The sequence below is a fragment of the Pseudocolwellia sp. G5-9 genome, from assembly GCF_055808995.1.
Window position 1 is genome coordinate 1694503 of sequence record NZ_CM147893.1, and the last position, 22669, is coordinate 1717171.

At 37.6% G+C, this 22669-nt stretch carries 17 protein-coding genes; 6 read left to right on the top strand and 11 right to left on the bottom strand.

From position 1 onward, the window contains the following. Window positions 1-3: 3 nt before the first annotated feature. The 10 genes from AC0L5Q_RS07365 to rnm all read right to left on the bottom strand — a co-directional run bounded on the left by AC0L5Q_RS07365 (window position 4) and on the right by rnm (window position 9329). Window positions 4-1539, bottom strand: coding sequence for a Re/Si-specific NAD(P)(+) transhydrogenase subunit alpha (locus AC0L5Q_RS07365; protein ID WP_473616608.1), 1536 nt, complete (start codon window positions 1537-1539; stop codon window positions 4-6). A gap of 411 nt (window positions 1540-1950) precedes the next feature. Next, complete coding sequence (locus AC0L5Q_RS07370) at window positions 1951-2487, bottom strand: YcgN family cysteine cluster protein (RefSeq protein ID WP_473616612.1); 537 nt, start codon at window positions 2485-2487, stop codon at window positions 1951-1953. 43 nt (window positions 2488-2530) lie between these two features. Further along, complete coding sequence (locus tag AC0L5Q_RS07375) at window positions 2531-3544, bottom strand: lytic murein transglycosylase (RefSeq protein ID WP_473618266.1); 1014 nt, start codon at window positions 3542-3544, stop codon at window positions 2531-2533. Window positions 3545-3639: 95 nt separating this feature from the next. After that, complete coding sequence (locus AC0L5Q_RS07380; RefSeq protein ID WP_473616615.1) at window positions 3640-3915, bottom strand: YcgL domain-containing protein; 276 nt, start codon at window positions 3913-3915, stop codon at window positions 3640-3642. Between the two features lie 134 nt (window positions 3916-4049). Next, window positions 4050-5201, bottom strand: a complete 1152-nt coding sequence (gene rnd, locus AC0L5Q_RS07385) for a ribonuclease D (RefSeq protein WP_473616619.1) — start codon at window positions 5199-5201, stop codon at window positions 4050-4052. Between the two features lie 96 nt (window positions 5202-5297). Further along, the gene (rluB, locus tag AC0L5Q_RS07390) at window positions 5298-6155 is read right to left on the bottom strand and encodes a 23S rRNA pseudouridine(2605) synthase RluB (protein ID WP_473616624.1); all 858 of its coding nucleotides are present in this window, start codon (window positions 6153-6155) and stop codon (window positions 5298-5300) included. A 119-nt stretch (window positions 6156-6274) separates the two neighbouring features. Then, window positions 6275-6859, bottom strand: a complete 585-nt coding sequence (gene scpB / locus AC0L5Q_RS07395) for an SMC-Scp complex subunit ScpB (protein WP_473616627.1) — start codon at window positions 6857-6859, stop codon at window positions 6275-6277. 24 nt (window positions 6860-6883) lie between these two features. Next, the gene (locus AC0L5Q_RS07400; protein WP_077340653.1) at window positions 6884-7690 is read right to left on the bottom strand and encodes a segregation and condensation protein A; all 807 of its coding nucleotides are present in this window, start codon (window positions 7688-7690) and stop codon (window positions 6884-6886) included. Window positions 7691-7780: 90 nt separating this feature from the next. Next, window positions 7781-8401, bottom strand: coding sequence for an L-threonylcarbamoyladenylate synthase (locus tag AC0L5Q_RS07405; protein WP_473616632.1), 621 nt, complete (start codon window positions 8399-8401; stop codon window positions 7781-7783). Window positions 8402-8426: 25 nt separating this feature from the next. After that, entirely contained in the window at window positions 8427-9329 is a 903-nt protein-coding gene (gene rnm, locus AC0L5Q_RS07410; RefSeq protein ID WP_473616636.1) for an RNase RNM, read from the bottom strand. A 331-nt stretch (window positions 9330-9660) separates the two neighbouring features. On the opposite strand from rnm, the gene AC0L5Q_RS07415 reads away from it, so the two are divergent. The 6 genes from AC0L5Q_RS07415 to trpA are packed head-to-tail and all read left to right on the top strand — an operon-like array spanning window position 9661 to window position 16505. Beyond that, complete coding sequence (locus AC0L5Q_RS07415; RefSeq protein ID WP_473616640.1) at window positions 9661-11331, top strand: anthranilate synthase component 1; 1671 nt, start codon at window positions 9661-9663, stop codon at window positions 11329-11331. Further along, the gene (locus tag AC0L5Q_RS07420) at window positions 11331-11993 is read left to right on the top strand and encodes an aminodeoxychorismate/anthranilate synthase component II (RefSeq protein WP_473616645.1); all 663 of its coding nucleotides are present in this window, start codon (window positions 11331-11333) and stop codon (window positions 11991-11993) included. Before AC0L5Q_RS07415 ends, AC0L5Q_RS07420 begins: the two co-directional genes overlap by 1 nt. Window positions 11994-12003: 10 nt before the next feature. Further along, window positions 12004-13047 carry an anthranilate phosphoribosyltransferase gene (gene trpD / locus AC0L5Q_RS07425; RefSeq protein WP_473618267.1) on the top strand — a complete coding sequence of 348 codons (1044 nt, stop codon included), beginning with the start codon at window positions 12004-12006 and terminating at the stop codon, window positions 13045-13047. A gap of 1 nt (window position 13048) precedes the next feature. Continuing rightward, complete coding sequence (gene trpCF, locus AC0L5Q_RS07430) at window positions 13049-14452, top strand: bifunctional indole-3-glycerol-phosphate synthase TrpC/phosphoribosylanthranilate isomerase TrpF (protein WP_473616648.1); 1404 nt, start codon at window positions 13049-13051, stop codon at window positions 14450-14452. Between the two features lie 2 nt (window positions 14453-14454). Beyond that, window positions 14455-15675 (top strand): tryptophan synthase subunit beta, encoded by a 1221-nt coding sequence (trpB, locus tag AC0L5Q_RS07435; protein ID WP_473616652.1) that lies wholly within the window; start codon window positions 14455-14457, stop codon window positions 15673-15675. Next, window positions 15675-16505, top strand: coding sequence for a tryptophan synthase subunit alpha (trpA, locus tag AC0L5Q_RS07440; protein WP_473616656.1), 831 nt, complete (start codon window positions 15675-15677; stop codon window positions 16503-16505). The genes trpB and trpA overlap by 1 nt, the downstream gene beginning before the upstream one ends. Before the next feature lie 113 nt (window positions 16506-16618). On the opposite strand, the gene AC0L5Q_RS07445 is transcribed toward trpA, so the two are convergent. Continuing rightward, a complete protein-coding gene (locus AC0L5Q_RS07445; RefSeq protein ID WP_473616659.1) occupies window positions 16619-22603 on the bottom strand; it encodes a calcium-binding protein in 5985 nt (1994 codons plus the stop codon). Window positions 22604-22669: the final 66 nt, after the last annotated feature.

Sequence of the window (22669 nt, forward strand, 5' to 3'; positions counted from 1 at the left end):
CTCCTATCGTCTAAACATTTTTAACATACGTTTTGTTACCATAAAACCACCAACAATATTAATGGTGGCAATAAGGACGGCTATCGCAGCTAAAATTTGAATTAAGGTATTGTCTTGCCCTATTTGTAGTAAAGCGCCAACAATAATAATGCCTGAAATAGCATTGGTTACACTCATTAAAGGTGTATGCAGTGAATGACTAACATTCCAAACAACGTTGTAACCAATAACACAAGATAAAACGAAAACCGTAAAATGAGAGATAAAATCAGCAGGAGCAACACTCGCTACCCAACCAAATAATAAAGCAGCTGCCGCCATTAACCCGTATTTTTTAGCTGGATTAGTGGGCACTTCAGGCTCTGGTTCAACTTTAATAGCTGGTTTAGGTTTTGCAGCTGGAGCCGCACTCACTTGAATAGGCGGTGGCGGGAAAGTGATTTCGTTACCTTTTACTACTGTCATATTTCTAACAACAACATCGTCAAAATCAACTTGAATAGTTCCGTCTTTTTCAGGACATACAAGTTTAAGTAAATTAACTAAGTTATTTGCGTAAAGTTGTGAAGCTTGATTCGGCAGACGAGAAACAAGATCGGTGTAACCAATAATATGTACGCCATCAACATCTGTTACTTTACCAGCAACAGTTAGTTCACAGTTACCACCACCAGCAGCAGCTAAATCTACAATCACAGAACCGGTTTTCATTGATTTAACCATTGCTTCAGTGATCAGCTTAGGCGCTGGTCTACCTGGGATCATTGCAGTAGTAATAATAATATCAACATCTTTAGCTTGAGCAGCAAAAAGTGCCATTTCAGCTTCAATAAATGCCGCACTCATTTCTTTAGCATAACCATCACCAGAACCAGTGTCTTCTGGCTCTTCGTAATCAAGCTCTAGAAACTCAGCCCCCATACTTTCAATTTGTTCTTTAACTTCTGGGCGAGTATCAAAAGCTCTAACAATAGCACCTAAACTACTAGCAGTTCCTATCGCGGCAAGACCTGCAACACCTGCACCAATGATCATGACTTTAGCCGGTGGCATTTTACCAGCAGCGGTAATTTGCCCAGTAAGAAAACGACCAAAATTATGAGTGGCTTCAATAACCGCGCGATAGCCTGCAATATTTGCCATTGAACTTAAGGCATCCATTGACTGAGAGCGTGTCATTCTTGGTACCATTTCCATGGCAAAGGTCGTAATAGATTTTTCTTTTAAAGCTTCAAGTAATTCAGGAGATTGGGCTGGCGCAATAAAACTAATTAAAAAACCACCATCTTTCATTTGAGCAACTTCATCTAATGTGGGTGCGTTTACTTTTAATAATGTGTCTGACTTCCAGCAATCTGCTTTAGTTACAACGTTTGCACCTGCATCAATAAATTCTTGATCAGTAAAGCTAGACTTTTTTCCTGCCCCTTTCTGAACCTTTACTTCAAATCCAAGTTTTATAAGCGCTGCAACAGAGGTTGGAGAGGCCGAGACCCTATTCTCTCCAGATAGCACCTCTTTAGGTATACCAATATTCATAAATCACCTTTTTCTTATTATTAATAACTTGCTTAATATTAATTAGCCAAAGTATGAATGATGTTCATACTTTAAGCCTTTTATACCGTATCAAACACAACCCAACAATGAAAGAAAAAAGTTACAAAAAGAAAGGTATAACTTTCGTTTTGTTCGGAATGTATATTGACTATAAAATAAATATAATCAATTACATTTAAAATGCGAGAATAATAAAGAAGTAAACAAACAAAATATTGTTGATTGTATTTAAAAATCAATAACTTGATATATATCAAATGAGTTTAGGAAGTAATAAGTGTGAGAAATAAACACAAAAGAAGCTAGCTCTACGTGTTGTTCACATTAGAGCTATAAGGAAAAATATATGGGAATAATAAATAGTGGGGGAATGTTACCTAAAAAACTTAATTAATCAATATCTTCTAGAGGCCACGAAACAATATAGTCTTCAAAATTAACAATACTTACATCGTCATCTTTTACTATTTTACCTCGAACAGACATGCCAGCATTATGCATAGCTGTTTTTTTACCTTTGTGAAGTAATGGATGCCACGAAGGAATTCCACGCCCTTCTTGTAACCTTCTGTATGTACAACTCGGCGGCATAAAAAACACACCATCTAAGTTATCTTGTGTTAAACGCACACAATCAGGAACTAACTTGGTACGTTCTTCATATTTAGTACATTGACATGACTTTTCATTTAAAAGAAAACAAGCAATATTAGAGTAATGAATTTGCTCGCCTTCTTGAATATGTGTAGTAGGTAATAACTCGGTTGACTCATCAGTCGTTTCATCATCAATAAATTTATTTAAGCAGCATTTAGCACAACCATCACATAAAGACTCCCACTCTGGACGAGACATTTCTTGTAAGGTTTTAGTTTCCCAAAAAGGCTCAATAACTTTTACTGAAGCCTTTACTGCTTTTTTAGACATATACTTTTTCTCTACTTCTAGATGTTAGAAATAATTAGCTGAATTACTTAACTGGCGGAAATTTAATACGATCTGACAAGTGCCCTACTGAACTAACAAAGTAATAGCTTAAATTCCAATGCATTAAGCTTTTATAATTATCGTAAGCTAAATAAGCACGTCCACTTTCATCATCAGGAAAAACCAAAGCAGCAGTTAAATCTGCATTAGGTAAATTAGTACCATCTGTACGTCTTACTCCTAATGCTTGCCATTGGGCTAATGTTTTTTCTGTTTTGCTCCAAGCTTTTAACCAGTTAGCTCGGCTGCCTGTATTTTTAGGAATGGCAAGTTTAGTATCAAAACCTTCGGGTAGCTTAACTTGGCGTCCCCAAGTAAGTTCATCATTCCAGCCTTCATTTTTTAAATAATTAGCCATTGAAGAAAACACATCGGCATAGTTTCCCCAAATATCTTTCTTACCATCACCATCGCCATCAACGGCATAACTTAAAAAAGAGGTTGGCATAAATTGATTTTGCCCCATAGCGCCAGCCCAAGAGCCTTTCATATTTTCAATAGAAATATGACCTTCTTCTAATATGGTTAATGCTGCCCAGAGTTGTTTCTTAAAGAATGCTTCTCTGCGTCCTTCATATGCCATAGTTGATAAAGCTGAGATCACGTTATAGTTACCCATGATTTTACCAAAATTGGTTTCAAGGCCCCATAAAGCAACAATAAATCGAGGTTGAACACCGTATTTTTCACCAATTTTAGTGAGTAACTCTTTATGATTTTTATATTCGTTACGTGCTCGCTCAATTTTCCAATTGGGTACACGTTTAGGTAAATAGGTATCTAAAGTCTCCACTTTTTCAGGTTGACGTTTATCTGAACTGACAGCTCGTTGATGAAAGGTCACCTTTTCGAAGCTACTGTTAATAATGGCAGGTGAATAGCCTTTTTCAAGGGCTTCTTTTTTAATTGCTTCTATATAGGTTTCAAAGCTTGGTTTTTCGTTAACCGCATCGTTCGCAGTTAAATAGCCACTAAAAAGCAGAGCACCGCTAAGCATAACTTTACTGAATATAGATCTTAAAAGAGAACTTGGTAATGAATGATCTTTATTATTTTTCAAAAATGAGATGTTTTGCACAAAGGTAATTCCTTTTATTGATGAGTCTGTTGAGCTTTATGTTGATCAAGTAAATTTTCTTCAGGAGGCGGTAACTGTAAATAATAACCTTTATCTTTCAGGTTTTCTTTTACGGTATCAATATCAGATATGGCTAATTTTGATTTACCCGCAAGGTTCATCACAGTCACTAATACAGGTGTTCCAAATACCGACATTAAGCCCTCTGGCACATCAGAAAAATCGTTTCTCTTATTTACAAATAAATATGTTTGCTTTTTTTTAGAACTTTTATAAACGGAGCACAACATGATTAAACCTACGACCTATGGATATCTATTAAAAATATTTATGAGAAGAATATAACACGCCATTCAACGTGCTTTCACGTAATTTAACATAATAACTATGTGAGTATTTGTAACGAATACTTTATCTATATTCGCTATTTAAACCCATTATTAGCATAAGCCTGAAGTTTTTCACCAAACAAAGCTAAACGCCAACCATATAAAACATCAATAATCCCTTCATATTTATCAACGTTATTAATTTTGAAGTGGTAACTTAAAAACTGATTGATCTGTTTTTTAGAGGCTAGATTTTCAGGTAATAAATCAGCATTTTTTGCAGCAGTTGCAACAAAGGTTTTTACCTGCTTAAAGATTTGTTTGTATGCGGGGTATTCATCTAATCGAATAATAGGCTGCGGGTATTCGCTTTCAGGCACTTTATTGGCTTGGTTAAGCACTTGTAACATGGCTTTGCCTTTGTGCTTTATATCTAACAGCTCTACACCTTCAATACTAAGCATGGCGCCTACACTTATTGGGTTACGTTGTGCAACGCCTATTAAAGTATGGTCTTTAGCAATAAAGCCTAATGGCATATCTCTTTTTTGAGCTTGCTGGTAACGCCAAGCAGCTAAATATTTTAATGCATTCAGCTGTTTTGCATTTAACTTCCAATTCATTTTAATGTTTAGATACATTAAGTTTTCATCTATTGGAGAAAACTTACGGTCTATCATCAGTTGAGTTTCTTGTTGAGCTGCTTCTAACCAGCCAGCATCGATAACCAGTTGGTGAATTTTTGGATAAATTTGGTGTAGATATTCAACGTCAGCTTCAGCATAAGTTTTTTGGCGTTCAGTCAAAGGTCGTTTGATCCAATCGGTTCTCGATTCTGACTTGTCTAATTCAACGCCGGTAAAATGTTGCACCATAGCCGCATAACCTAACGATAAGCCATGACCTAAAAATGCCATCATAATTTGGCTATCAATTAAGTTTACGGGTTTACAGTTAGCTGCCGTTAAAAATACTTCTAAGTCTTCTGAACAAGCATGTAGTACTTTACAAATATCTGCATTTGTCATTAACGCCCAAAATGGAGATAAATCGTCTATAGTTACCGGATCAATGAGCGCGATAACTTCACCATCGCTAACTTGTAACAACCCAAGTTTAGGGTAAAGCGTACGGGTACGTACAAACTCGGTATCAATAGCTAACATATTTGATTTTTCTAGTGTTTTACACAATTCAACCAGAGTAGAATAATCTTGAACGTATTGTCTTTGTATTATTTTTTCCACGGAAAACCTTGAGAGTTATGAGATAACAACACTGATTGACGACGTTTATTAATGATGACAGAACTTTATGACAATTTAATAAACGCCCACAGCGCTTTACTTACGACGACGAAGTGCTTGTTGTCTGGTTTGATGTTTTTTAACTGAGCGGCGAATACGGCGGCTTTTCGCGTTGTCCATTGCCTTTTCATCCACTTTTACTTTACTTTGTGTTTCTAAGGGTAAGTTTACTAATTTACGGTAATAGTTAACATCTTTTAACGGAAGTTCAGTCCAACCACCTAAAGGTAATTGACGCTTCATTTCCATATCGCCATATCTTACACGGATCAATCGACTTACTTGTACTTCTTGGCTTTCCCATAAACGTCTTACTTCACGGTTTCTTCCTTCAGAAAGTACAACATGAAACCAATGGTTTCGGCCTTCACCACCTTTGTAAGTAATTTTTTGGAATTTAGCCAGGCCATCTTCTAGCTTAACGCCAGCACGAAGCGTTTGTAACATAGCTTCGTTTACTTCACCAAATACACGTACAGCATATTCACGCTCTACTTTTTGAGAAGGATGCATTAATCGGCTAGCTAACTCGCCATCGGTAGTAAATAACAACATACCTGAAGTGTTAATATCTAATCGACCTACAGCAACCCATCTTCCATCTTGTAGCGGTGGTAGTCGGTCAAATACCGTAGGACGACCTTCTGGATCTTTACGCGTACACATTTCGCCTTCAGGCTTGTTGTACATAAGAACACGACATAAATCGTCTTCTTTCGCTTTTATACTGACTAAATGACCATCTATTTTAATTTGTTCGTTGCCTTCAACACGATCACCTAGATAAGCAACTTTGCCATTAACGGTAATACGGCCTGCGCTAATGAAGGTTTCAAGTTCTCGGCGTGAACCTTTGCCTGCACGAGCTAGGACTTTTTGTAATTTTTCAGACATGTTTTTTCATTCTCGTTCGTCAGTAACTTCACCAATGCTAATAAAAGCATTGCTACGTTTCTGTCTCAAATAGTTGAATATATGTTATCTAATATATCCCTTAACATCAGTGTTAAACATTAAGGTTCATCAGACAAACTAAATTCAGTTAACGGTACTTTTTCTATAGAAAGAGGTTCGGGTAAATCACTCAATGTTTCAAGTGAAAAATAATCAAGAAATACCTGAGTAGTTGCATAAAGTGCTGGCTTACCCGGAACCTCTTTATATCCGACTATATCTATCCAATCTCTTTCTAATAAGGTTTTCATAATAGCGCTGCTCACGGCAACGCCTCTTATATCTTCTATTGCGCCACGCGTTATAGGCTGTTTATATGCAATAAGTGACAATGTTTCTAGTAATGCTCGAGAGTACCTTGGAGCTCGCTCTTTAAATAAATTAGCGAGTTCATTACTAAACTTAGCAACCGCTTGAAAACGATAGCCTGTAGCCACTTTTACTAGTTCGATACCACGGTTTTGATAATGCGCGCGTAGTTCATTAATTTGGGTAATTATACGCTTATTAGACACATTGTATTGCTCTAATACTGTTTTTTTAAATAATTGAACAGACATCGGCTTTTCAGAAACAAAAAGTGCGGCTTCAATTAAACATTTTAGTTGTTCGTCATTTAGCTGTTTATTATTAAGAAGAGCCATTATTTAAAAACCTAGTATAAAAATTTAAACTGTTTCTGGGTGTTTTAATTTAAGTTGAATAGGACCAAACACCTGCGCCTGAATACATTCTATCAAAGACTCTTTTAATAATTCTAAAATAGCTAAAAAAGTTACAACAACCCCTTGCCTACCTTCTTTAATATCAAAAAATTGGCTAAATTCGATATAAGGATTGTTCTGGTTCGCTTCAGTCAGTTTATTCACAATAAAGGCCATGCGCTCTCGAGTAGATAGGGCTTCTTTTTGAATATGATGATGTTCTAGCGCTTTGGTTCTATTCATTACATCTTGCAACGCGCTAATTAAATCAGACAGTTCAACATCAGCGTCTATTGTGCGTAATTGAAAATTATCAGGTACATTGGCGTGGCCAATAAAAACATCTCTATCTAATCGAGGAAGTTGATCAAGCTCTTGGGCTGCATGTTTAACTATTTCATATTCTTGAAGACGCCTTACCAATTCCGCTCGCGGATCTTCTTCGGTGTCTTCTACAGTTTGTTTTGGTAGTAATAAACGCGATTTAATTTCAGCTAGTATAGCTGCCATCACTAAATACTCAGCTGCAAGTTCGAGTTTTACATCTTTCATTAACTCAACGTAAATCATGTATTGCTTAGTAATAGGTGCAATAGGTAAATCTAAAATATCAAATTTTTGTTTACGAATTAAATACAGGAGTAAATCTAACGGGCCTTCAAAAGATTCTAAAATCACTTCAAGGGCATCAGGTGGAATAAACAAGTCTAAAGGCTTATCAATAAAAGCCTTACCGTGGATCATAGCCAAAGGTAAAACCTGTTGGATCATTTCTCCATCGTTTACTGTTGAAGTATCTTTCTGCAAAAATTTATCCACTTAAACTAACACTGTCGACTAACTAAAATGTAGTTAATCCACTTATTCGAACGGTGTTGGGTCACCTTCACCGACTCTAATGATAGAGATATCTCCATCAGAAAAGTCAACAACGGTTGTAGGATGTTCGCCTAAATGACCACCATTAATAATAAGATCAACTTGGTGTTCTAAAATGTCACGAATATGTTCTGGATCGTATTCTGCTCGACTTTCACCAGGCATAATTAACGTTGTCGACATAATAGGTTCTTTAACTTCAGCGAGTAACGCTTGGGCAATATTGTTGTTAGGAATACGTATACCTATAGTTTTACGTTTTGGATTTAATAAACGTTTAGGTACTTCTTTAGATCCTTTAAAAACAAAGGTATAAGGGCCTGGCGTATTACTTTTTAATAATCGGTAAGCGGTATTGTCTACACGGGTATATTCAGAAAGCTGAGACAAGTCGCTGCAAATAAGCGTGAAGTTATGGTTTTTCTCTAAATTTCTAATATTACAAATACGTTCTAAGGCTTTTTTATCGCCCATGTGGCAACCGATAGCGTAGCCAGAATCAGTAGGATAAACCACTACAGCGCCATCATGAATCATAGCAGCAGCTTGTTTCATTAAACGCCCTTGCGGATTATCAGGATGTACGTAAAAAAATTGGCTCATAATATCACTCCATTTTATTGAGGGTCTAACGCGTTAGCATTTCAGATCGCAGTTTTTCAGGCCACAGCGACCAAATGGGTAATGCTTTTTCTGGCATACGTAAATTACGCCCTAAATCGCTCCATTTATTTGGATGATGAAAGTCAGATCCCATTGAGGCATGTAAGTCATACTCTAAACAAAAGTTTAGCATTAATTGCCTTTGGTCGTTACTCATTTGTGGAAGAACAATTTCTAAACCATCGCCTCCCTCTTCTTTAAACTGAATAACTAAACGCCTAAGCCACTTGGTTGAAAGGTCATATCTAACAGGATGCGCCATAACGGCAGTACCACCTGCTTGATGAATGGCATCTATCGCTTCTTTAATACTGCACCAGTTAGGTTTTACATAAGCACGCTTACCTTTACCTATGTATTTGTCAAAAGCTGCCTGCATTTTAGATATACTGCCTTGCTGTAATAATACCTTAGCAAAATGCGCACGAGTTAAAGATCCCCCATTAGCAAGCTCTTTCGCTTTTTCGTAAATACCATCGAAACCACATTTGGCAAGTTTTTCACCCATAGTAATTGCTCTGCTTTCTCGAGCAACTTGTTGGCTTTCAATTAAGCTTAATAAAGCAGGATGAGTTCGATCAATATTTAAGCCTACAATATGTATTTCAAAACCTTGCCACGCCGTTGAAATTTCAATGCCGTTAATTAAATTTAGTGCGTATTTTTTTTCGCTTATATAATTATTTGCAATATCTAAGGCCGATACCGTATCGTGATCGGTAATCGCTAACACATCAATTTGAAAGTTAGTCGCCCTTTCTATAAGCTCTTGCGGAGTTAAACCACCATCAGAAAATTTAGTATGGCTGTGTAAATCAATGCGTAAATTTGAAAAATCTTGAGATTCTATGGTTGACATAACATCCATAATGAGTTCTTCTATAGGGGATTTTATTTGCCTAGTGGCAAGTTTACTGAGATGACAAAGATAATGATACAAACAAAACAAACTATTTTATTAATTTGGTGGTGGCATAATTCTACATAAGTAGGTTATGGCGATTGTTTGTATGTAAATTATACTGAAAAATAAATTCCAAAAAACCTGCTTTGCTAGCGGGTTTTTTACGTTTTACGCATTTAGAAAATAGAGATTAAAATGATAATAGTTAAAGTTAAAAGTTGGTTTATGTGGTGGCTTTTGCCTATTTACGCAGGATGACAAAACACATAGTTAATACCAAGAATTAGGAAGCACAATGAATACTCAAAATACAATGAATACAAAAAGCATTGGTCAAGTACATACACTGACTGACAATGCGAATTATCAAGCTGATCCCCTAGCGATTTACCATAAAATATGTGGTGCTAATCATCATAACATTCTACTTGAATCAGCTGAAATAGATAAAAAACATCAATTAAAAAGCTTACTCCTAACAGATGCCGCATTAAAAATCGTATGCCAAGGCAACGAAGTTACGTTTACCGCGTTAACTGATAATGGTTTAGCTGCTTTAACTTTTGCCAAACAAGCTTTAATTCAACATGCTGAACTTAAATTTTCTCAAAATAAACTCGTTGCCATCTTCCCTGAAGTTACTCAGCAACTTGACGAAAAATCTCGTTTATTAGCGGTTAATCCTTTTCAATGTTTACGTTTATTTAATGACTTAGCGCCAGCAATATCTGATGAGCTTCATGATTTTTCTGTATTTTTAGGTGGTGTATTTGCTTTCGACATGATGTCGATGAGTGAAAAACTGCCAGATGTTTCTGAAGGCGAAAACACCTGTCCTGATTTCGTATACTACTTGGCTGAAACACTGATTATTATTGATCATGAAGAGCAAACATCTGAAGTTATTGGTAATATATTTTCTGGTCCTGATGTAGAAAAAAGCAACCAAACCATTCGAGCACGACTGGCTGAGTTAAAAAAATTACTCTCTCAAAACTACACCGCGGTTCAAACAGATAAAACATCAAACCGTGTTGAATTAGAGGTAGTTACCGATATTTCAGACGAGCAGTTTTGTGCCAATGTAAATCAGTTAAAAGAAAACATTAGAGCTGGCGATATTTTCCAAGTGGTTCCTTCTCGCACATTCAGCTTACCTTGTTCAGATACACTTAATGCTTATAAATCATTAAAACAAAGTAACCCAAGCCCTTACATGTTTTATTTAAAAGACAGTGACTTTTGCATGTTTGGCGCGTCTCCAGAGTCAGCTTTAAAATACCAACATAAAAATCGCCAAGTAGAAATTTATCCAATAGCTGGCACAAGACCTCGTGGTTTTAATCCTGACGGTACGCTTTCTCCTGATTTAGATAGCCGTATTGAACTTGATTTACGTTTAGATAAAAAAGAACTCGCTGAACACATTATGCTTGTAGATTTAGCGCGTAACGATATTGCACGTGTAAGCCAAGCAGGCACGCGACACGTAGCCGATTTATTAAAAGTAGACCGCTACTCTCATGTAATGCATTTAGTTTCACGCGTTTGTGGCACGCTAGATTTAGATTTAGACGCCCTACATGCTTATCAGTCGTGTATGAACATGGGGACGCTCTCTGGCGCACCTAAAGTTAAAGCAACAGAGTTAATTAGAAACATAGAAGGTAAACGCCGTGGTAGCTATGGCGGAGCTGTTGGTTACTTAACAGGTAAAGGCGAGATGGATACATGTATTGTTATTCGTTCAGCTTTTGTTGATAACAAAGGTATGGCGCAAGTACAAGCTGGTGCTGGTGTTGTTTACGACTCAGATCCTCAATCAGAAGCTAATGAAACCAAACAAAAAGCACAAGCGGTAATTAGCGCAATTAAATTAGCTGAAAACACAGAGCTAGTGGTAGAAAACTATTCGCCTCAAAGCGCCCCTTCACTCAATACGGCTGCAACAAAGGAGAATAGATAATGACTTCTCTTAACAAAGCTATACCTAAAACGTTATCTACAATAATCATGTTAGATAACCTAGACTCTTTTACTTATAATCTGGTAGATGAGTTTCAATGTTTAGGCTACGAACCGCTTATTTACAGAAATACTTTACCTGTAGATTACATTCTTGAACAACTTAATAAAGAAGCTAACAATAACCCACAAGGTGTTATTTTAGTGTTATCACCTGGGCCCGGAGATCCAAGTCATGCAGGTTGTTTAATGGAATTAATTGCAAAAACAGTAGGACAATTTCCTATTTTAGGTATTTGTTTAGGTCATCAAGCACTTATTCAGCATTACGGTGGTGTTATTGGCCGCGCACCAGAAATTGTGCATGGTAAATCATCAAACGTAGAACACACAGGTACAGGCGCTTTTTTAAATATTGCTAATCCATTACCTGTAGCGCGTTATCATTCATTAGTTGCCACAAAAATGCCAGATGCTATTGAAATGATTGCCCAATTTACCACTGATAATAACGATGTATTACCTATGGCAGTTCAGCATTCAAAAGATGCTGTTTTAGGATTTCAGTTTCATCCTGAGTCAATACTCACCACCTACGGTAGTCACTTATTAGCACAAAGTTTAGAACATTTAATCGCTTTGAATCAGCAGAAAGCAAGTTAAGGAATTTATGATGTCGAACTCTCACTTATTACAACAACTCGTTGATGGTCAATCGTTAAGTCAGCAAGAAGCTGAACAGTTTTTTACCAATACCTTTAATGGCAATGTAGATCCATCTCTATTAGCTTCCGCCCTTACCGCCTTAAAAATAAAAGGTGAAACAGCCGAAGAAATTGCTGGTGCAGCTATTGCGGTGCGCGCTTGCGCTACTGATTTTCCAAAGCAAACAAATGATGTAGCAGACTGTGTTGGCACAGGTGGCGACGGCGCTAACACCATCAATATTTCAACTACAGCGGCTATTCTTGCTGCGGCGTGTGGTTTAAAAATGGCTAAACATGGTAATCGCAGTGTATCGAGCATGTCTGGCTCTGCTGATTTGTTAGAAGCCTTAGGTGTTAATTTATCTATGTCGCCTGAAACGGCAAGCGAGTGTTTAGCACAAGCCAATATTTGCTTTTTGTATGCGCCAGCTTATCACCCCGGTTTTAAATATGCCGGCCCCGTTCGCAAAGCCATGGGGATAAGAACCCTGTTTAATATTTTAGGGCCATTAGTTAATCCTGCATTTCCATCAACCATGCTACTTGGTGTTTATACGCCAACGTTAATTCCTGTTATTGCACAAAGTTTATTATTAACAGGCGTAAAACGCGCTTGGGTTGTACATGGTAGCGGATTAGATGAAATAGCTTTGCATGGCGAAACGCAGCTTATTGAAATAGCTAATGGTACAATGCAAGAAAAAACCATTTCGCCTGAAGATTTTGGTTTATCACGTTACACCCTTGAAGATATTAAAGGCGGAACACCTGAAGAGAATGCTCTTTATATTAAAGACATATTAAAAGGTAATGGGCTACCTGCTCATAACGCTGCGGTAATCATCAACTGTGCAGCATTGTTATATTTGCATGATAAAGCTGACAACTTAAAAGATGCAGCAATTATGGCAAAAGACGTTTTAGCATCAGGCATAGCATTCGATACACTTAGTAAACTGGTTGAAGTGTCGAACCAAACACCGAATGAAGCAGTAAAGGTAGAAAAATAACATGGCAAATATTTTAGAAAAAATCGTCGCAGATAGACGCATTTCAATTGAAGCATTAAAGAAAACTTTACCACTAGAATCATTTAAAGATTCACTTGTTCCTACAAACAAAAGTATGTACAAAGCGCTAACACGCACTGAAGAAAAACCATATGCTGGCTTTATTTTAGAATGTAAAAAAGCATCGCCATCAAAAGGCCTTATTCGTGCTGACTTTGATGTAAAAGAAATTTGCACCATTTACGACAAATATGCGGCTGCAATATCAGTACTTACTGAAGAAAAGTACTTTCAAGGTTCATTTGAATATCTTGAAATAGTAGCGAACACTGTAAAATGCCCTGTGCTTAACAAAGACTTTTTTATTGATACTTACCAAGTTTATTTAGCTCGCTATTACGGCGCTGATGCCATTTTATTAATGCTAAGTGTTCTATCTGATGAAGAATACAAAGAGCTAGCAGCCGTTGCAGAGCAATACAATTTATCTATTTTAACTGAAATCTCTACTGATGAAGAACGCGACCGAGCAATTGCGTTGGGCGCAAAACTTATTGGTATAAATAATCGTAATCTACGTGATCTTTCTACCGACATATCTCGTACATTTGATTACGCGCCTACAATTCCTAACGACAGACTCGTTATTTCAGAATCAGGTATTTATACCAATGATCAAGTAAGAGAGCTAGCTCCTGCTGTAGATGGCTTTTTGGTAGGTAGTTCAGTTATGTCGCAAAACGACATCGACCTTGCCTGTAGAAAACTCATATTAGGTAACAACAAAGTATGTGGTTTAACAGCGCCAGAATACGCACAAGCAGCACGTGAGTCAGGTGCTGTATACGGTGGATTAATATTTGCTGAAAAATCTCCACGTTATGTTACCAGCGAACAAGCAAAAGAAATCGTAACGCAAGAAACATCACTGAACTATGTGGGTGTTTTTGTAAACCACCCGATTGAAGAAGTTGCGACACGCGTTAAAGCCTTAAACCTTTATGCGGTTCAGCTACACGGACAAGAAGATCAAAACTACATCAACAAGTTACAAGCACTATTAAATGAAAATGGCGCAAGTACTTGTGAAATATGGAAAGCGCAAGGTGTAGAAACCACAATACCTGAATTATCGCTAACCAATATACAGCACACTGTTTTAGACGGTAAAAACGCAGGCAGCGGTCAAACGTTTAACTGGCAAGGGTTAGCCGATAGCGAGCAAGATTTATCAAGCTGCTTTTTAGCAGGCGGACTGAACGTTGAAAATATAAAACAAGCAGTCAACTTACTGACTGAACACGACTTATTCGGCTTAGACCTCAACTCTGGTGTTGAAGCTAGCCCTGGCATTAAATGCAGCGAGAAGCTTACTCAAGTTTTCGCAGAAATACGGAACTATTAGCAATGACAACTAATACAGAAACAACAGAAGTTAAAAAATCATTACCCGCTTACTTTGGTGAGTTTGGTGGCATGTTCGTAGGTGAATTATTAGTACCTGCACTTGAACAGCTTGAACAAGAATTTATCGCGTCGCAAACAGACGAAGCATTTTTAGCAGAATTTAATAAGCTACTTACAAGCTACGCAGGCCGACCAACGCCTTTAACCCTTTGTAGAAACTTAGTTAAAAATCCTTTAGCTAAAATATACTTAAAGCGTGAAGATTTATTACACGGTGGTGCTCACAAAACTAACCAAGTATTAGGCCAAGCTTTACTGGCTAAACGCATGGGGAAAACTGAAATAATTGCTGAAACAGGTGCAGGTCAACATGGTGTTGCTACTGCTATTGCTTGTTCATTATTAGGTTTAAAATGTCGAGTTTACATGGGCGCCGTAGATTGTGCTCGCCAACAACCTAACGTATTTAGAATGGAATTAATGGGTGCAACGGTTATTCCTGTAACCGCAGGTAGCGGTACATTAAAAGATGCCGTAAACGAAGCACTTCGCGACTGGTCTGCTAATTACGAAGACGCTCATTACCTTTTAGGTACCGCAGCTGGCCCTCACCCATTCCCGACGATTGTTCGTGAATTTCAGAAAATGATCGGTGAAGAAGCTAAAGCACAATTACTTGAAGAAGAAGGTCGACTACCTGATTACGTAGTTGCTTGTGTGGGCGGTGGTTCAAACGCTATTGGTATGTTTAACGATTTTATTGAAGATAAAGACGTTAAATTAATTGGTGTTGAAGCAGGTGGTAAGGGTGTAAATACTCATCATCACGGTGCAACATTAGTCGCAGGCACCAAAGGTATGTTACACGGTAATTATACCTACATTATGCAAGACGATAACGGTCAGATAGAAGAGAGTTACTCTATTTCAGCAGGTTTAGACTACCCTGCTGTTGGTCCTCAGCACGCATTTTTAAAAGATACTGGTCGTGCACAATACGTACCTATTAATGACGATGAAGCTTTAAACGCTTTTCAAGCATTAGCCATGAATGAAGGTATTATTCCTGCGTTAGAATCTTCTCACGCACTGGCTCATGCGCTTAAAATGGCTGATGCCGTTACTGAAGAAACCATTATATTAGTGAACTTATCAGGCCGTGGCGATAAAGATTTAGCTCACGTTCATACCGTTTTAGAAGCTCAGAAAGGAGAAGCGTAATGACTCAATCAACTAACAATGCCGGTTATCGTTACGACCAATGCTTCGCAGACCTAAAAGCTAAAAACGAAGGCGCTTTTATCCCATTCGTTACCATTGGCGATCCAAACGCAGAACAGTCATTAGCAGTAATTAAAACCTTAATTGATGCCGGTGCCGACGCCCTTGAATTAGGTATTCCTTTTTCAGACCCAAGTGCCGATGGTGTAACCATTCAAATGGCTGCTTTACGAGCCATTAATGCAGGTACAACAACGGATACATGTATTGATATACTCACTAAAATACGTGAATACGCACCTAACATTCCTATTGGCTTATTACTTTACGGCAACTTAATTTTTGCTCGTGGATTAGATAAGTTTTATGGCGATATGGCAAAAGCCGGTGTCGATTCAGTATTAATTGCTGATTTACCGATAAGAGAATGTAAACCTTTTAGAGAAGCCGCACTTAAACACGGTATAGCCCCTATTTTTATTGCACCACCTAATGCAAGTGAAGAAAGCTTACAAAAGGTTGCTGAAAACGGTTGTGGCTACACTTATGTATTAAGTAGAACAGGAGTTACAGGCGCAGAGACTAAAGCGGCAATGCCAGCCAATGCGTTAATTGAAACCCTAACTAAATACAAAGCAGCTCCACCGGTATTAGGTTTTGGTATATCAGCACCTGAACAAGTTAAAGAAGCACTTTTAGCAGGTGCAGCTGGAGCGATAAGTGGTTCAGCCGTAGTTAAAATAATTGAGAATAATTTAGAAGATTATTCAGCAATGAATAAAGAATTATCTACTTTTATTAGCAGTATGAAAGCCGCGACTAAAGCATAGTTATTTATATAAGTTTTACAAAAAACATATCGCTTAATCAAAAAAGGCTTCTAATAAAATTATTAGAAGCCTTTTTTCTCAAACGTACTCAGTTAAGCAAACGTTTTAAAACACTAAGAAGTTGTCCATACTTCACTCCATACTGCATCTAAACTACTCAAAGCTTCTGAACTTATAGAGCTACCTTCGCCAATAGGAGCATCGTATGTCGACATTGCTGTTACAAGTTGTTCTAACTGACTATTTAATAATACAGAGTCTCCAACTTCTATTTGATCAAGCTGATGTTCATTGCCAGTAAACCAATCGTTAATCGTAATTTGATCATCGGTTCCTACAATATTTATTTGTAAGTCGTCAGCACTTTGACTAAACCATAGATCATTAATCGAAACACCATCCTGAATAATTAATATATCATTACCTGCTGCATCATTTTGCATAATAGTGTCTTGCCCATCACCCACATTAAACATGTAATAATCATTGCCTTCACCGCCAATCAAAGTATCGTTACCCGCTCCGCCAGCGATTATATTGTTACCTGCTCCGCCGATGAGTAATTCATCACCCGAAGATCCAAATAAGCCTTGATCTGATGAGTCACCCTGTATTACTTGTGTGAACTGTTGTTGATCAGGAAGTAGTACCGCTTGATCTGACTCAGTAACACTTGGTACAGGTAAACCATACGCACCAAAAATTTGTGCTGCAGATAATTCACCACCAGACTCAAATGTAAACTTATCTACTGCGTAATCGCCACCAAGAAAGAAGTTAGTAATAGTTACTTGGCTATCACCACTGCCTAGCACCAAATCATTACTTCTCTTCATTAAAGATGAAGCTATATCACCAAAAGAAATACCGTTATTAAAATGAATAGTATCTAAACCACCACCTGCTGCATTCACTGTATCTTGGCCATCACCAGCGTTTAAGACGTAAATGTCATCCCCTTGACCACCAATTAATAAATCGTTACCTAAACCACCTATTAAAGTGTCATTACCACTTTGTGCGTTAATTGTGTCATTACCCGATGTACCATTAATGGAGTTATCCGTTAAGTCACCAAAAATGACCTCGGTCTCAGCTTGTGGTATTGCGGTTGCTTCAGCTAAACCATATGCCCCAAAAATTTGTGCTGGCGTTAAATTACTACCATCAGAAAAACGGAAATCGTTAATGGTATTACTGCCATAAATAAAGAAGTCTGAAATAGTGACTTGGTCTGGCCCGCCCGCTATTTTTAATACTAGATCATCGCCTGATTTAAGTAAGTTAAAGGCAACATCTTGCCAACTAATATCACTCGCGAATTCAATAGTGTTAACACCACTACCTACAGCAATAACATCTTGTCCGTCGCCTTTTGCAAAAACAAAAGTATCGTTACCATTACCACCTATTAATAAATCGTTCCCTTTACCACCATTAAGTTGGTCATAACCTTCACCACCAAATAAAATATCATTGTTCATTGTACCAACAATAATATCGTCACCACCAACGCTTGGTGTAGGGGTCGGTTCTGGTTCTGGTTCTGGTTCTGGTTCTGGTTCTGGTTCTGGTTCTGTAGGAATAGTATCAGTAAGTGTATTAATATCATCAGTATTTAACCAAACACCGCCTTCGGTATAAATTCTATCTAAAGCAGATTCACCACCTAAAAAGTGTTCTAAAACACGGATGGATTGTGTAACACCATCACCCACTACTATTAACAAATCATCTCCCTCACGCGTAAAAGTTAATGATGATTGATTTAAGTCTTGTAAATACAGTGTGTTTTGTCCGCCATCAGCAACATTAATAATGTCATGTCCGTCGCCAACATTAATAAAGAAGTTGTCATTACCTGCTCCACCTACAAAAGTGTCATTACCCATGCCGCCGGTAATAGAGTCGTTACCATCACCACCTATAAGAAAATCGTCACCACCTTGACCAAATAATTGATCGTCGCCCCCCAAGCCTAATATTTTATCATTACCGGTCGAACCCACTATTTGTTCGGCGTTTTCTGTACCTAATTGCACAACAAGGCTTTTCACTTCATCTACATTTAAAGATGTGCCATCATTGAATTGAAAGTTATTCACTAAGAAGTGTGCTGTATATGTTTGAAACCAGTTTTCGATGGTTACGCTGTCAGATGTGCCCTCTAACTTTATAACTAAATCGCTACTTTGACGTGCAAATATCAAGTCGCTAGTAGCAATACCAGCACCAAAAATCAAGGTATCGTTAGAGGCTGTAAAATTACTATATGCTTGAGTTGAGCGCGTTTCAATAATACGGTCTTGACCATCACCCAAATTAAATTGATAAGTGTCATCACCAAAAGAACCGTAGAGGGTATCATTTCCTTGCCCACCGATGAGAATATTACTACTGTTGTCGTAAATATTATCAAAAGAAATTAAGGTGTCGTCACCTTCACCTCCATTTAATACATCACTGCCTTGACCGCCTTCTAAGGTATCATTACCTAGGCCGCCAAATAGCTCGTCGTTATCGCTTCCTCCGATTAAGGTATCATTACCGGCCCCCCCCCTTAAAATATCGGCACCGCTCTCCCCTTGGAGCATATCATCACCAGTACCGCCTTCTAATGTATCAACAGAATAAGAGCCTATTAAAATATCATTACCTGCATCACCATATAAATAATTATTGCCACTTCCTGTAACACTTATCGCATCATTACCTTCACCGCCATATGCGACATCATTACCTTCACCAGCATCTAACGTATCATCTCCAGCGCCACCAGAAAGATTATCATTTCCTATACCACCATTTAGTGTGTCATCCCCTTCAAGACCATTTAGTTCGTCATCTCCTCCATGACCATTAAGAACATCATTACCTTCACCACCATTAATCGTATCATCAATAAGGTGAATACTGTCGCCTTCTATCTGAGTATAAATCTCAGCGGCAGTCCACGTAACACCATCTGAAAAGACAAAAGAATCTATTATCGTATTGCTTTGATCATAACTAAACTGAGAGTTAACTGTTAGTTGGTCTGTACTACCTAAAAAACTAATAAGTAAATCATTTCTACTAGAACCTTCTATAGCATTACGCTGAAAAACAACATCTGTAGAAGCAATATCAGTAAACTTTAAAATATCTGCGTCTACGACATTATCAGTGATTAAGTCCCATCCATCCCCCAAATTAAAGAAGTATGTGTCTCTGCCATCACCACCATTAAGTATATCATTACCACTATTACCTATGAGCCAATCATTACCTTCGCCAGCGTTAAGTATATCATTACCATCACCACCACTTAGTGTGTCGTAACCAGTCTCACCGTTTAACGTATCATTACCACTTTCACCGTATAACATGTCATCATCACTACCACCGTTGAGTGTATCATTTCCCCCACGACCATAGAGCTTGTCTTCAAAGCCAAGACCATTGATAACATCATCACCACTACCCCCGTATAAAAGGTCATGAATAGTATTAGAACCATCAATAACTTGATTTAATTCTCCATTTCCCGCTATAGAAGCATAAATCTCAGTGGCCGTAATTGTAACGCCATCTGAAAAGACAAAAGATTCAATGACAGTATTAGCTGAATCGTACATAAATTGTGACCCCACAATTACACGATCGTCGCTACCAGAAAAAGTAATAAGTAAATCTTCAATACTATAATTTTCAAGATTATTAAGCTGGAAAGTAACATCTGAGGAAGTAATATTAGTAAATTCAATAACATCAATACCTACTTCACTATCAGTATAAACGTCATCGAAGAAAACATCTTGACCATCGCCAGCTGAATATATGTACCTATCGTTACCATTACCGCCAGAAATAACATCGTTTCCTGTTCCACCAATTAATGTGTCATCTCCACCATAACTATATATATAATCGTTTCCAGCTTTACCTGATATAACATCATTTGTTGTATAACCAACAAGCTCATCATCGCTATCCGTTCCGGTAAGAACAGCCAACTTTATACCCTCTACATCTAAAACAGTACCATCAGAAAATACGATTTCATTTATAATATGTTGATGAATTCCTTCAACAAAGAAATTTGGTACTGTAACTTTGTCATCAGAATTATTAATGCTAATAATTAAATTACCACTGCCTGTTTCTCTTAATAAAGTAATATCTGATAAATTAATATCGTCGCCAAAGGCCAAGGTATCAAAATAGTCTATGTTGGAACTAAATAAGCTTTGCACAATAGAATCTTGCCCATCACCTCTAGAGAAGTGATAAGTATTATTGCCACCACCACCATTTAGAACATCATTTCCAGTGCCACCAATAAGTATGTCATCGCCAAGTTTCCCATATAATATGTCATCGCCCAGACCACCATCAAGCGTATCGTTTCCGTCTCCTCCGTCTAACGAATCACTCTCTGCGTCACCAGATAATATATCATTACCTGAATTACCATAGAGTGTGTCACTACCTGTACCACCAATAAGGGTATCATCTCCGCCATTGCCTACTAGTGTGTCATTGCCCTCAAAACCATTTAGAACGTCATCACTCTTATAACCGATGAAGTTATTCACACCATCATCCCCAAGCAGTACTTCCGCCCTCATGTCATCAAAGCTTAAGCTACTGCCGTCATCAAACGCAATACTATCAATTGCATTAAACGTAGAATAGAAAAAGGAACCTATTACAATTTGATCTGTTGTTCCATTAAGTTTCACTAATAAGTCATAATCAGAGCGCGTTAAATTAATATCCGCGGCACTAATTCCTGCACCTAAACGTAACGTATCGACACTATTTTCATCCAAATCATAATTCTTTATTATATCTTGACCATCGCCTATATTGAAAAGATAGGTATCACTACCACTATTACCAATTAAGGTATCATTACCCACTCCACCAGTTAAAGTATCATCACCTGAGTTACCAATGAGCGTGTCGTCACCTTCACCGCCACTTAAGCCATCATAACCTTCCCCACCAGTAAGGTTATCGTTACCTGCCCCACCAATTAAATTATCACGCCCTTCGCCGCCATCGAGGTTGTCATTACCTGCTCCACCATTTAAAGTATCATCACCTGAATTGCCTGTAAGTGTGTCGTCACCTTCACCACCACTTAAGCCATCATTACCTTCGCCACCAAAGATATGGTCAATACCACCTAAGCCGTAAAGAATATCGTTGCCAAAAGAGCCTGATATATTTTCATTATCAGTTGTGCCTATAAATATATCATCGCTATTAGTGGTTGAATCAGTTAAGCCAAATTCACTTAACGTTGTAATTAATTCAGGTGTTAATGCTATATTCTCAAATGCTTGAGCAAGATAACTATAAGCATCAAAATTCATAGACATTAGCTGCGCCCCTGAAAACTTCGCTAATTCCATTAAATCAATTAACCCATTAACTTGATCTGTAGAAATATTACTATCAAGCATGCTTACAAGTTCAGAAGAATCGAAAGATAACCCACTTTCTTCAGAATAAGCTAAATCGACACTCTCCAAATAAGGTTTTAAACGAGTTTGTATAACAAGCGAGGCGTACACTGACTCGATTAAAGTATCATAAGCAACATTAAGCCCTTGATTATTAAATCTAAAATTACTCAACATCAATTCCAAGTTAGGAACAGAGTTATTATCCAAACCAACGGACTCAATACGAAGTAAACCTCCATCAATATTTATTAGCCTACCGTTAAAAGCTTCCAGTATAGCTATTTTTGATAGATCACTCCCCAGTGAAAACCTATTGAGATCAAAAGGTGCATAATTTCCACTTTCATCGCTATCTTTTTGATTAAAATCAACTGCTACACCATAAGAAGTTATCGTGTTAGACGTTAATGACCACTCCCATAAAATTTCATCTAATAGTCTTTTTTGTTCTTGAGCTGTTGTAGTTGCGCTGAATAACTCTAACTGATTTACTAACTCAACATTTAACGTTGCAGCTTCACGTAAACTTCTTAAACCACCAGAGCCTTCTATATTGGGTAAATGTTCTATTTCTTCAGGAATATCTAATACATCTAAAAACTCTGAATCGAATGTATTTGCAGAATAATTTACTTGCCCCACCTCATATTCTTCACCATTACGGACAAAATTAGAGGTGATCGATATTTGATTGCCATTTTGATTAAT